9 protein-coding genes are annotated in these 13084 nt (G+C 47.0%); 7 read left to right on the plus strand and 2 right to left on the minus strand.

What is annotated here, in order from left to right; all coding sequences use genetic code 11:
* Positions 1 to 278 precede the first annotated feature (278 nt).
* Positions 279 to 1397: a tyrosine-type recombinase/integrase gene (locus J5A56_RS12120; protein WP_004338318.1), complete on the minus strand. Its 1119-nt coding sequence runs from the start codon at positions 1395 to 1397 to the stop codon at positions 279 to 281.
* 141 nt (positions 1398 to 1538) lie between these two features.
* Positions 1539 to 2474 (minus strand): transposon Tn4555 protein TnpA, encoded by a 936-nt coding sequence (gene tnpA, locus J5A56_RS12125; protein WP_004292844.1) that lies wholly within the window; start codon positions 2472 to 2474, stop codon positions 1539 to 1541.
* Positions 2475 to 3438: 964 nt separating this feature from the next.
* Here tnpA and J5A56_RS12130 point away from each other — a divergent pair.
* From J5A56_RS12130 to topB, 7 genes are all read left to right on the plus strand, one after another.
* The gene (locus J5A56_RS12130) at positions 3439 to 3612 is read left to right on the plus strand and encodes a hypothetical protein (protein ID WP_004339688.1); all 174 of its coding nucleotides are present in this window, start codon (positions 3439 to 3441) and stop codon (positions 3610 to 3612) included.
* Positions 3613 to 3635: 23 nt separating this feature from the next.
* Complete coding sequence (locus J5A56_RS13630) at positions 3636 to 4676, plus strand: hypothetical protein (RefSeq protein ID WP_021670732.1); 1041 nt, start codon at positions 3636 to 3638, stop codon at positions 4674 to 4676.
* A complete protein-coding gene (locus tag J5A56_RS13635; RefSeq protein ID WP_231370784.1) occupies positions 4628 to 6100 on the plus strand; it encodes a hypothetical protein in 1473 nt (490 codons plus the stop codon). Before J5A56_RS13630 ends, J5A56_RS13635 begins: the two co-directional genes overlap by 49 nt.
* Positions 6101 to 6521: 421 nt before the next feature.
* Positions 6522 to 8486, plus strand: a complete 1965-nt coding sequence (locus J5A56_RS12140) for a phosphatidylinositol-specific phospholipase C (protein WP_004338310.1) — start codon at positions 6522 to 6524, stop codon at positions 8484 to 8486.
* Positions 8487 to 8593: 107 nt separating this feature from the next.
* Positions 8594 to 9106 carry an isoprenylcysteine carboxyl methyltransferase family protein gene (locus J5A56_RS12145; protein ID WP_004338308.1) on the plus strand — a complete coding sequence of 171 codons (513 nt, stop codon included), beginning with the start codon at positions 8594 to 8596 and terminating at the stop codon, positions 9104 to 9106.
* A gap of 432 nt (positions 9107 to 9538) precedes the next feature.
* Positions 9539 to 10942 carry a DUF4099 domain-containing protein gene (locus J5A56_RS12150; RefSeq protein ID WP_004338306.1) on the plus strand — a complete coding sequence of 468 codons (1404 nt, stop codon included), beginning with the start codon at positions 9539 to 9541 and terminating at the stop codon, positions 10940 to 10942.
* A 21-nt stretch (positions 10943 to 10963) separates the two neighbouring features.
* Complete coding sequence (gene topB, locus J5A56_RS12155; RefSeq protein ID WP_004338303.1) at positions 10964 to 13048, plus strand: type IA DNA topoisomerase; 2085 nt, start codon at positions 10964 to 10966, stop codon at positions 13046 to 13048.
* Positions 13049 to 13084 lie beyond the last annotated feature (36 nt).

A 13084-nucleotide genomic window follows, 5' to 3' on the forward strand; every position in this document is an offset into this window, starting at 1 on the left:
GACCCTAAAAAACTAGCGTTTCAAAGGGTCATTCTTATTTTGGTGAGGTGGGTCTCATTATTTTAACCTTACTGGGTCTAAAATACTTGCCAGGGTGGGTCAAATTAGTGTGGCTTTTCCAGGTCTTTTTCAATGTATTTCACGAAATGTCATCATATCATACTCTGTTTCATACTCTGAGGGGCTTATAAATGGTGGCATCAAGCCAAAAACATAGAGGGGCGATTATAGCCTTGTAGCCATAACCGCCCCTCTGAATACCTGTCAATGTGAGACATTTATGCCTCCTTGCGCTTCAAGGTTATCTTGTCCACCACCTGACACATCTGCTGCGCTGCTATCTTGGAATAGATTTGTGTGGTGGTAATGTTCTTATGTCCGAGATAGGCTTGGATGACAGCCATGTCCGTTCCCATTTCCACGTGCAGGCTTCCGAAGCTGTGGCGGGTACAGTGAAAGGTGATTTTCTTGGTTATCCCTGCTGCCGTGAGCCACCGTTGGAGTGGTCCTTGCAGCATCTTGTCCTTGAAATCCTCAAAGATAAGTCCCTCGCCCCGTTCTCCCAGCAGTCCATAGGCTTCATCACTGATGGGGTTATGCACTATTTCTTTGGTTTTCTGCATACGGGTGGTAACGAACATCCTGCCGTTGGTGTATGGTTGTATCTGCTGCCACGTGAGCTGTCTGATGTCGCTCTTTCTCAGTCCCGTAAGACAGGCGAAAAGAAAAGCTTTTTTCAAGACCTCCTCCTCACAGGGTGTTTCGGCAAGCCGTATCAGTTCCTCTTGGCTCAAATGCTCCCTGATGGTGGGAATGCACTCGATGCGGTCTAAGAAGCCGTTTGGGTTCTCCTTTATCTTCCTGTCACGGTAGGCGGTGTGCAGCACGGCACGGAAAGTTGACCAATAGCCTGCTGCGGAGTTGATGTGCAGCTTTTGGTTGGTGTGGATGGATTGGGGTGCATCAAGCAGGTATTCCATGAACTTGCGGCACAAATCCACATCCACCTCCTCAAAGGTGCATTTGCCGTTCACGAACCGCTGGAAATGCTTGTATACGTGCTGCCACTTGATATTCTTGCGGTCAGCCAGTCCTTTGAAATAGGCAAGGAAATCGCCCTTCATCTTGGTCTTGTCAAAAAAGCCGTTGTTTTCATTGAAAATGGCTTCGTAGCGCTGGTTGCGCAGGATGACCGCTTTCTTCATCATGCGTGCGTTGAAGTCCCGTTCCTGCTGGTTTGCAGGTTTGGCGAAGATGTAAATTCCTAAGGCTTCACGTGTAATCACTCTCATGGTGACATTGTCACGGTAGCCGGGATAGTAGTCAAGGCATAGTGAATACTGTGTCCCGTTCTTAATCTTGCGCTTACGCAAGGTAACTGTTTTGCATTTACTCATAATAATTATGTTTTAATTGGTTGTATACATTTTGGAGTTGTATCCATGTTTCCGATGGCAAAGGAACAACGTGAAATATCCGTGAATACCTCCACGATACATCATTTTGAAATAATTTTCGATAATCCCGATTTTTCACGGTTATTTGTTCCTTTCAGCCATGACACGCTCCACATCTGAGCGCAAAAGCAGGTTTTTCACACCCACCTTTATCTTTTCGATGTGCTTCACCTTGACGATATGGCAGATGTTGGCTGACGAAAGACCATAGATTTGCTGCACCTGCTCAACGGTATAGTAGCGTTCATCGTTCACAAGGTCAGTTCTGCGGAGTTCGTTCAAATGTGATTTGGAGTAATAGGTACGCCCGTACTCTCTTTTAGTGGGTATCTTATGGCGATAGGTGTAGGCACGGAGTGCGGTCGGCTTCATGCCGAACAGTTCCTCCACCTCCTCGGTCAGTAGCCAGTCGGTAATTTCGCTAATATCAACTGCCACACCGAAAAACTCGTCAATATGCTTCTTGCTGTAATAGTTCTTTCCTGCGATACGGCAGATGGGGATATGGTTACGCTTGGCGGAAGTGTAAAGCCATGACTGCTTTACCTTAAAAAGGGACATCACCTCCTCGCCCGAATAGAAGTCCAACACTTCTTCGCTTTCCTTTTCCCTTTTTTCTCTTTTGGCAGGTAAGGAAGATGAAGATGATTTCCTTGGTGTGGAGGTGTTGCCGGGCAGGATGCGGTGATAGGGATTGCCCTCCAACATCTGCTCGATGTCGGCTCTGCGGATGAATGCCATGCGGTTGCTGATGCGTGAGGCTTTCAGCTTGCCGATGGCTACAAGTTTGTAAATGTACTGTCGGGAACAGCCCATGAGGATGGCTGCTTTGGAAAAGGTGAGATACTCCTGATGCTGTATCTCCATCAAGGGTTGGGCGACTTTGAAGAGGTTGTTCTTCTGCATCACTCTGGCTCGTTTGGCTTCTGCCTGACAAGCCTCACTGCAATATCTTTGCATACCGCTTCGGGTTACAAAGGACTTGCCGCAAAAACTGCATTTTCTGGTTGCTTTCATACCGTTTTATCGTTTAATGGTTCATTTCTTCAATCCTATATCTCTGAAATGGTAAACGGATGTGAACGGAAGTCAACCATTGTCGCTTTTCTACACAGTGTGACTGTTTCCGCATATCGGGGCGGTTATTGTCGCTTGTCGTAAACGGTTGTAAACCCTTGTCAACTGTCTGCACGGTGTGACAAAAAACAAGCCCCGCAAATTCTCCACGTCAGAAATACGTCTCAAAAATATGTGGAAATTTGGGAAGCGACAAATGGCAACCGAAAAGTGTTAAATTTTAGAATATGCTGGTAATTAAAGATTTACACTCGGATATTTCTGATTAGTTTTGGTTGTTCTATGGTTATAAATACAGTTAAGAAACAATAGCGCTCCCATATTGGATATATTCAGGAGCAACAAAAATAAAGGTAATAACTATTTTTGATGATGTATGTATAAATATGCGACTCGCAATTTCGGCTGCCTGCCAACTTCTTCTTCCGCCTTTAGCAAAGAGTGCGAAAGAATGTTGCACTCTGCATGTTTATTAACATCTTTTATTACCCCCCCCGAATTTTTAACACTTTTTATTGGTTCGCCGCGCACTACTCTCTCTCCGCCTTTTTTCATCGCAAGAAAAGGTATGAGAGGAGTATCGCCATACCCATGAGTGTCGTGTGACTTGCGCACAGTACTCGTATGTACGAAATAGCAAAAGCAGGAAACGCTACAACAAAAAACTATGAAAACAACCTATAGTCGTGTAGCACTGATAGAGATTAAGACAATAAAAGACTATGTAACCGAAAAACGAACACGCTTATGGAGGAAAAGAGCGAAAAGGTCTGCAAGTTCCAAAACGAAGTGCAATAAAAGGTCACTCACAACACTGACCGACGTCACTCACAAACAAACTTGGGCAGGCAACAATACACGAGATTTTAACCAATTAGTATTAATAACATAAATTTTAAGAATTATGACAGAGATAATTGACACTCAAGAAACAACGAGAGAGAAAAAACAGTACGTTCGTCCAGAAATCACGATGATACCCATGCAGGCAGAGTGTACGCTGCTGGCTGCAAGCGGCCAAAATATAAATATTGGTGCAGGTGACGCTGGCGACGGGGATAATTTAATAGAAGACTAACCTACAATATATTATCAATAGCAATGAATACATTCTTTACACCAAAAACGAGTAAGATGAAATGGCTCTTATCCTGCGTGATAGTGCTCTCATTTCTTGTTTCATGCGCTGATGAAACAATGCTTAATAGCACAGATGTTAAGCAGACTACAGAGAAAAACATTGGTGAAACTTCAAGAATTGGCATTTCGGGTAATGCCTGTGTAGAGCTGGCTGATGTATCCTCCTCATTGGATGGAAATACTACAACCACACGTGCCGTTTCTGTAAATTCAAAGTATCTTCCAGTGATAGAAGGCACCGAACTCAAAGCACGAATCTTTATCGTACGTGTAGACAAAAACGCCAAGACGATGATTGACGGCAAAGAGGCGATGGACGGCAACAAGGTGGTGCTTGGAGCTGGAGAGGTAAAATTTGACAAAGTAAGCTACAATAGCGATGGCTCTATTGACGTAAAAACTAACGACATGGTTGAGTTTCATTGGCTCAACGACAAGGCATTTACACCAAAGCAAAATGAGGAATGGTATGTGTGTGGCATCATCGGAGGCGAATATAACCCAGACTTTGACAGAGAACGCAAAAATATGAGTCTTGACGACAAGACAAGGAGACGTGCAGAAAAGCTATATCATTTCTATGTAGACTTCGACCCTAATCACTCTCCATACCACAACCAACTTGATGCTAATGGAAACATTCGAGTTACCGTACCTTATGCCACAGGCTGGATGAAATTACAGATGAAAGATGGAAAAATCAATTTTGACAAATGGAAGTTTAGGTTATTGGGAACAATGATACGCTTCAAGGTGAAGCGCAATACCGACTTGGTAAAACCAGAGGGACATAAATATGCCTTTGCCAGCTCGCAAATCACTGCCCGAGGCGGTTTCCTGATGATGCCTCCCAGCCTGTTCCGCTCCAATGCCGATCTTGCTATGGACATTCTTTCGGTCTCGATTGCGAGTTGCGCCCTTGGACGAACAGCATTGAAAGCAACTTCTACTGGATGTACGAAAATGACAGGCAGATACATTTCAACAATCCTGGCAACGTGAACCCACTCGACGAGAGCGCAGACTACGGTTCGCCACTCTACGAGTATCGCTACACCTTCGATGCCTCTGCCATGCGCAAGGGAAAGGAGAAAGCCGAGTACGACGAGTTCTACGTGTGGGGTATGCCCATACCTAAGCTCAACTACATCGGGCAAACCATGCTTACCGCCGAGCGTGGAGGATTTATGCTGGGTAGGAAACAGAAAGGCAACCCACGTTATCCGTACGCTGATGAATGGTTGGTTGGGCAGTCAAAACCTCAGGAATGGTCGGGCGAGTTCAAAGTTCTCGATTTCAAAAGCAAAAAAGTTAAAGGCTGTGGCTTCTCCACGGAAGTAGGTGTGTGTCGTCCACGTTTTAGTGAGATGAGAGACGGTAAGCCTGCCTATCCGTGGGCAAACCCTTTGGAACGCTTGGCGGTAACAAACAGCAAGACCGATGAGATGGGCTTCCACGACACCAACGCACCACACCCCAACGAGGCTGATTACGGATGGGTGAACAACTGGTCGCTCAAAAGTGCCGATATGAAAATGCGCTTTGCGCTTAACAATGGCACCATGAAGCCACAAGATTACCATCTTCCCACTGGCGAAGAATGGGGAATCGCCTTGCCTAATATCCTTACAAGCATCTATAATGGTACTTTGCCTATAGGTCTTACAGGCTGGAATAACATCAAGTCTGCTCCCAACCCTTACTTCGAAATGTTCGACCCAGAGGAAGACGACATGCGCCCCATCATCACAGCTGGCGAAACACACAACAGCAACAAGGCAGATATTCAAGAAGAGCGGTTTTGGAACAATAAACCTATCTTCTACTCCTACTTTATGCAAGATAAGAGCCGGCTCGAACTCTACGCCATTCGTTTCTACGGCAACAATAAGGAGGCACAGTCGCACAAAGACCGCCGTCCCTACGGCAACCGCTATCGCTGTGCCTATCGCTGGAGGTTCATGGACGCTGGCGGTCCCGATGCCACCAACGACGGACAGGGCATGCGCCTCGTGGTACAGAGCCGTTGGATAGGCAACGCCAACGTAACCGTGCGCGACATCATGGACGACAAGTGGTGGGGAGAATGTTCGGACAGCAACCCGCTCTATCGTACCGACTGTTATCGTGTTTTGCCCTGCGTAGGCTACCCCTTCCCAAAAGGCGGAGCTACATGGCGCATGGCATACTGGTCAAGAACACGCTGGAAATACGACACCTACGACAAGGACAACGAGCACAGCAACAAGACATTCTGCTACCGTGTGCTATCCAAAGACGGCTTCGACCGTGGACATAACGATAATGCCACCCTGCACTACGGCGTTCGCCTCATGGTAAACAGAGACGTGGACGAGTTCGGCAAGCGCGCCCCACGCCAGTTGCAGAAAGACAAGGACGAGCAACGACTCATACGTCGCAAATAGTATCTAAGGTGAGGGACAATGCGTGTCCCTCACTATAGTATATAATTTTATGTTAAGGAATGGCTAAAAATAACAAATACATGTTGGTTCCTATTGGTGAATTTATCCATAACACTGTGTGTGGTAGGCTTCTATGCTTCCCTACTTATATTTTTAGCTTCCTTACCCCCGTTATTTACAATATTTAACAACCCGGATTGGGTATGTAATTTTGCGAGGCTGTGCATCTCGAAGTCCATAGATGACTACGAGATGCATTTTGCGTGTACATAGACTTTTGAAAAGAAGACCGCTGCAACTCAAAGTTACATCATTCCATTTCTTTCCAAAGCGTACGATAAATGCCAATAGTTAGGTTTTGGAAGTTGCCTATTATTCACTATCTTTGCACCTTAAAAAATAAAAATACATAGGATTTACTATGATTTCAGGACAAATCGCCCTTCAATGGGGTAAAAGAACAATCTATAATTTGACGGTGATATATGCGCTGTTATCCACCATGCTTCTATACGGATGCGACGGTGACACTACAGTGAATAGCGAAAGTTCGTCTCATCAATCAACCACGATACGGCTTACAATAGAAGTCCCTAATGGTGGTGTAGATAACACCAAGATGGTAGCAACAAGATCCTTCACCTATGGTTTTGAGGGAGATATGGTCCCACCGAAGATGCGGCTAAAAGAAGGCGAAACAACTGAGGGACTTTGTGTTATCAGAAACGAAAACCCCAAGATACCAATAAAATTAGTACAGGTGAAATGGAAAACGCATGATGGTGTCTTGTGGTGCGACACTCTCAATGCTGACGTGGAGGCTCCTCACGATGAAAAAATTGGTAATTGGCAGGCGTGTTTTCTACTTGGTCATGGAACCTACGATGAGAAGACGCACAAAATAAAAATGGGCGTAGAGCGTTTGGCACGCCCCATAAGCCAAAATGAGGAGCAACTATGGAACATGCCTTACCTGTCAGCTTGGTTGCCCTTGAAAACGAGCGACGGTTTACACCTGCGTTCGCCACATGTGAGTTTCAAACCGCAAGGAGCGTTCATACGCATGAGATTGACAAATGATACTAAACATGACATGAGCGTGGCATCACTGCGCATGCGCCCCACTGACGATTCCATGCAGGCAGCACCATTCGTGTGGGAGGCAATGTGGCAGACTGATGAACGAGGGGATGCGCCTGTCGTTTCTCCAGTTTTGCAGAAAAGCGGAGAGGATTTCGAATGTCCACTCGCACAACCACTCACATTAAAACCGGGCGAGACATCAGCCTGGTATGGCTTCTGGAGTATGCCCATAGGTAAATCCGTAGGGTATTCGGGCAATTACTTCGTCGTACCTGCAGAAGAAGCCAAGATACATCGATCGCCATGGTGGCTGTACCACACTCCACTGGAAGGAAAAAGCAATGCGCAAGGCCCCGTGGCAGGTCGAACCTACACGCTCTCACTGAAACTGCGGCAACTAATCTCCACTACCTATGCCAACTGGATGCAGGATATGGAGGACGACCGACTGGTGTGCAAGATGTCCATACCCGGAACACACGATACAGGAGCATGGTCAGGCAACTGGTGGGTGAAGACGCAAGACAAGGACATCAAGGGGCAGCTCGAGAGCGGCATACGCTTCTTCGACATACGCTTGGTGCTTGCAGATGGTGTGCTAAAGCTATGCCACGCCAGTAATGTATTCGACCGCACGTTCCACAAGGATGTATTGCGTGCCACCGCCGATTTTCTGCGGGAGCACCCATCGGAAACGGTTATCATGACCATCAAGCGTGACCACGACTACGACAAAGATGGAGGTAACAAGTACCGTACGGCAGTGGGTAACGTGTTAAGGGCTGATCCCTACGTTACACCATACATTGCAGGATCGTTCAGTCCGACACTTACAATGGGAGAACTACGAGGCAAGATGCTCATCTTGAGCCGTGAGGGCTGGTACTCCACCAACTCGGGGTGGATAGACCGCTGGTATGATAACAAACAATTCTCTACCAATATCTACTCCACCAATCACAGTCGTACCACGCTGAATGTGGAGGACACTTACAGATGCGCTGCTGGCGACAAGGTGAATCTCGTGCGCCAGAACCTGCTAAAAGCCAGTGAGGCGTACGGTGGTGCGGCACCCGACTGGTTCATCACCTTCTGCTCGTACACGGGTCCAAACGGCATAGGCACACCCAATGCCGTCACAGGATACGTTGATCCGCATGTGATAAATATTCTTAAGGGAGACCATCAGTTGCGTACAACGGGTATACTGCTTTTCAACTTTGCAGGCTGGTGGGACAACGGACTCACCAACATCGCCATCAAATTCAACGATACTGCCACACCGCCGCTCAAGCAGTGGTAACAAGTTGGGGCAAGTCAACACACCAGCCGAGCCGTGCGTAATCCCCCCCCCGCGTGTCGGCACGGCTTCATAGCGGATTATTAAACATCATAAAACATATTACAGTCATGCTATATGCAATTATCATCTTCGCAAGTTTCTTTGTATTACGCTTGTTCTCCCTCGCTTTCTCAATAAGGAACGAGAAACGTCTCATCAAATGTGGAGCTACACAGTACGGAAAACGCAACTCCCTACTGCTGACGCTTGCCCATATAGCCTACTACTTTGGTGCCCTCTATGAGGGATATACCAGCAATATGGAGTTTGACAGGACCTCTGTCATCGGCGTGGCAGTCATGGCATTCGCCTACATCATGCTGTTTTACGTCATCTACAAGCTGAGTGACGTTTGGACAGTGAAACTCTACATCGTACCCAACCATCGCATCAATCGTAGTTTCTTGTTTCGTACGGTGCGACACCCAAACTATTTCCTCAACATCATACCAGAACTGATAGGTGTGGCGCTACTCTGCCATGCTTGGACAACGTTATGCGTAGGTCTGCCCCTCTACGGCTACCTGCTAATAGTTCGCATCCGTCAAGAGGAAAGAGCCATGCGACACCTGCTATCGTAACGATCGTGACCGACGTCGATAAACTTTATAAAATACTACCTATCATCAGGATAACTTTTATAAACAGGACAGCAATCACAGACAGCCGTGAGGCATCAAGGGGGGAGGAGTTTTTCTTTTCAGAAAAAACTCCCCCCCTGTGTGTTTCATCCAATATTCTTCCAGATGTCGTCACTCACGACGCTGACCGACGTCGGTCACGGTTATTGGTAGCTGACATTCGAGCTGCAAACCAAAAAACTTATCGTTGATGTGCTTTCTCATCCATAGACTTTCTCTTGTAGGGGAAGTTTTTTTTTGTTGGTACATCAAATCTTCCTCTCATTTTGTTTCCCACTTTTTCCCACTATTTCCTCACAGTGTGAACGTTTGGTTTTATCCGTTTAATTTTGCCAATATATAACATTATATATTCATCAAAATGTAATATTTATGGAACCAAACAACAATGACAACTATGTGCTGGTCTTGGAAGACCGCACGGAAGTGAAGAATGAGCAAGAAGCGGGAAAAATCTCCGTAGTATCGGGTATCGACGACAAGGGCAACCTCAAGACCACAGAGGCTGCCGCTGCCAATCAGGCTGCGTTCTTGAAATTCAACAACAAGGACGGACTTCTAAAGAACTTCATGTCCAATTTCCTCAAACAGTTCAATAACCCGACTCGTTTCGGACTGTACAAGGTTTTGGCAAACAATGTAGAACAAGGTGTGGACAATCTTCGCACCATGTTGCAAAGTCGTGAAAAGCCAGAAAGCAAACAGCAACTGACAGAGATTGGAGTATCCTTTGACGATTATCTGCCGAAAAAGAAGAACGCCACAGCCATTGATGAGTCGAAGATTGATTGGAAGCAACTTGGTGACCTCGGTCTTACCCGTGAACGACTGGAACAAAGTGGAGAGTTAGAAAAGATGCTTTCTTGGCAGAAGAGTAACCTTATTACTATTGCCGTACCTATTGGTGACACGACCATCTACACCGAAGCACGTCTTGCATTCCGCACGGATGATAATGGCAATGTCGGCTTGGCTATCCACCCGTTACGCAAGGAGCCACAGCTCGACTTCCCCTATATGGGTTACAAGTTCTCTCCCGAAGAAAAGGAGCAACTCCTTGCTACGGGCAACCTTGGCAAGACAATCGAAGTAACGCCCAAGAACGGCAATCCTTTTTCTGCCTATGTCTCCATCGATCCACAGACCAACGAAATTGTTGCCTTACGTGCCGACCGTGTGAACATTCCCAAGGAGATCAAGGGTGTAACGCTCTCTGATGTCCAGTACAAAGATCTTGTGGAAGGCAAAGCCGTGAAAGTGGAGGGTATGACCGCCAAGAGCGGCAAGTCTTTCAACGCCACCCTGCAGGTTAATGCCGAGCGAAAAGGCATTGAGTTCATCTTTGACAATAACCGTGGTTTTAAGGAACGCCAGCAGCAGACACAGCAGCAAGGTGTCCCACATAAGCTTTGCGGTTTAGAGTTATCAGATAAACAGCGTGAAGCATTGGATAGCGGTCGTACACTATATCTAAAGAATATGGTGGACAAACAGGGACAATCATTCAATGCCTATGTTCGCATGGACAAGGAACAGAATCGCCCACGTTTTTACAAGTGGAATCCTGACAAAAAGCAAGAAACCGGCAAAGAAAAGGTGGTTGCCGTAGCAGAGGAACACAAGACACAGGTTGCGGTCAATAACCACGGCAAGACCAACGAAGCCACCAAAAATGTGAAAGAACCACTCAAAACGGGACAGACACAGCCTACTGCTGAGCAGAAGCAAAAGCAGGACGAGAACAAACAGAAGAAGTCCCGTGGACGTAAGATGTAACCTTTAATTCTATTATCAACTATGATTACTTGTATTATTGCCGAGAAACCCTCGGTAGCCAGAGATATAGCCCGTATCGTAGGGGCTAATACCAGACAAGACGGATATTTAGAAGGTAACGGCTATATGGTTACTTGGGCAATGGGACACCTCATTGCCCTTGCCATGCCCGAAGCCTACGGTTTTTCTGCCTATAAAGCTGAAGACCTGCCCATTCGTCCCAATCCATTTCAGTTAGTGGTACGACAAGTACGTAAGGATAAGGAGTATGTATCAGACCCAGCAGCACTAAAACAGCTCAAGGTGATACGCTCCAGCTTTGACAAAGCAGACCGCATCATCGTTGCTACCGATGCAGGACGTGAAGGTGAACTCATCTTCAGATACATCTATTCCTATCTCAATTGCCATAAGCCTTTCGACCGCTTGTGGATTTCCTCCCTCACCGATAAAGCCATCCGTGAGGGACTTTCCAACCTCAAACCAGGAAGCAGTTACGACAATCTCTATTATTCCGCCAAAGCAAGAAGCGAAGCCGACTGGTTGGTGGGTATCAATGCCAGCCGTGCATTGTCCATCGTCCGCAAAGGCGGCTATTCCTTGGGACGGGTACAAACCCCAGCTCTTGCTATGGTCTGCCGTCGGTACATAGAAAATCGTGATTTTTCTTCCGTCCCCTATTGGAAACTCTCCGTAGCAGCAGAGAAAGAGGGCGTATCGCTGAAAGCTGTGAGCAGTAGTGCATTTGACAATGAAGCCGATGCACAGTCCGCTCTCGCCATGCTTCGCGAACAGAGCCGGCTTACCGTGACTTCGGTCGCAAAAAAGGTGGGACATACGTCGCCACCCCTCTTGTTCGACCTTACCTCCCTACAGAAGGAAGCCAACCGAAAGCACGGCTTTTCAGCAGATAAGACCCTCTCAATCGCACAAAGCCTCTATGAGAAGAAAATCACGACCTATCCCCGCACCGGCAGTCGATACATCAGTGAAGACGTTTTCGAGGAAGTACCCACTTTACTTGGCAAGATAGGCACTGCACTTCCGACACCACTTAACCGCCACTCGGTGGACAACGGCAAGGTAACTGATCACCACGCCATTATCCCTACGGGTGAAACAACATCGGGACTATCGACAGATGAAACGACCATCTACCAAATGGTAGTCCATCGTTTCATCGAAGCCTTTTCTCCCGATTCAGAGGAGGAGAGGATGCAGGCGGAACTGACAGACGGTACAAACACCTACATTTGGAAGGCGTGCCGAAGTATCTCCTTGGGCTGGAAAGCCGTGCAGCATAGTACTGGCACGAACGATGAAAAAGGCAAAGAGGAAGAAGAACAGACTTTATCCGTATTGCCCAATCTAATAGAAAACGAGGTGTTACCACTGCTTTCTTCAGAAATTACCGAGCACAAGACCAAGCCCAAACCGCTCTATACAGAAGCGACTTTGCTTTCTGCTATGGAAAACGCAGGGAAAGAGGTCGCAGATGCAGAAAGTAAAAGAGCAATGGCAGAGTGCGGCATCGGTACACCAGCCACTCGTGCCAATATCATCGAGACATTGATTCTGCGAGACTATATCCGAAGAGAAAAGAAAACGGTAGTCCCGACAGAGAAAGGCTTGGCAGTCTATGAGATTGTCAAGGATAAACGAATTGCCAATGCAGAGATGACAGGCTCGTGGGAACTGACCCTTGCCGCCATCGAGGCTGGACAAATGCCACCCGAGAAGTTCGCACAAGGCATCAACTCCTATGTGGAGACGATTTGCGAGGAACTCCTTGCCCTTGCTCCACAGGTACAAAAGTCCTATCCCACCTACCACTGCCCCAAATGCAGCAATGAGAGTGTGGGCATCTATGCCAAAATTGCGAAATGCAGGCACGAGGGCTGCGACTTTCACATCTTCCGTGAAATCTGCGGCACGTTCCTTTCCGAGGACAATATCCGTGATTTGATAACTACCGGGCGAACGCCTATCCTCAAAGGCTTGACGAGCAAGGCAGGCAAGAAGTTCAACGCACGTCTTGTTTTGGGCGAAGACCACACCACCGCCTTTGAGTTTGAAGGAAAGAAAGGAAAAGCACGAGGGAGATAGTTACCACAGACTCAGAGATAAAACAAATTAGTTGGG

Source organism: Prevotella melaninogenica (assembly GCF_018128065.1).
GTDB lineage: Bacteria > Bacteroidota > Bacteroidia > Bacteroidales > Bacteroidaceae > Prevotella.

Excerpts from the sequence above, each read along its gene's own strand:
- J5A56_RS12120 (WP_004338318.1), bottom strand. The coding sequence starts at position 1,397 with ATGAGTAAATGCAAAACAGTTACCTTGCGTAAGCGCAAGATTAAGAAC.
- tnpA (WP_004292844.1), bottom strand. The coding sequence starts at position 2,474 with ATGAAAGCAACCAGAAAATGCAGTTTTTGCGGCAAGTCCTTTGTAACC.
- J5A56_RS12130 (WP_004339688.1), top strand. The coding sequence starts at position 3,439 with ATGACAGAGATAATTGACACTCAAGAAACAACGAGAGAGAAAAAACAG.
- J5A56_RS13630 (WP_021670732.1), top strand. The coding sequence starts at position 3,636 with ATGAATACATTCTTTACACCAAAAACGAGTAAGATGAAATGGCTCTTA.
- J5A56_RS13635 (WP_231370784.1), top strand. The coding sequence starts at position 4,628 with ATGTACGAAAATGACAGGCAGATACATTTCAACAATCCTGGCAACGTG.
- J5A56_RS12140 (WP_004338310.1), top strand. The coding sequence starts at position 6,522 with ATGATTTCAGGACAAATCGCCCTTCAATGGGGTAAAAGAACAATCTAT.
- J5A56_RS12145 (WP_004338308.1), top strand. The coding sequence starts at position 8,594 with ATGCTATATGCAATTATCATCTTCGCAAGTTTCTTTGTATTACGCTTG.
- J5A56_RS12150 (WP_004338306.1), top strand. The coding sequence starts at position 9,539 with ATGGAACCAAACAACAATGACAACTATGTGCTGGTCTTGGAAGACCGC.
- topB (WP_004338303.1), top strand. The coding sequence starts at position 10,964 with ATGATTACTTGTATTATTGCCGAGAAACCCTCGGTAGCCAGAGATATA.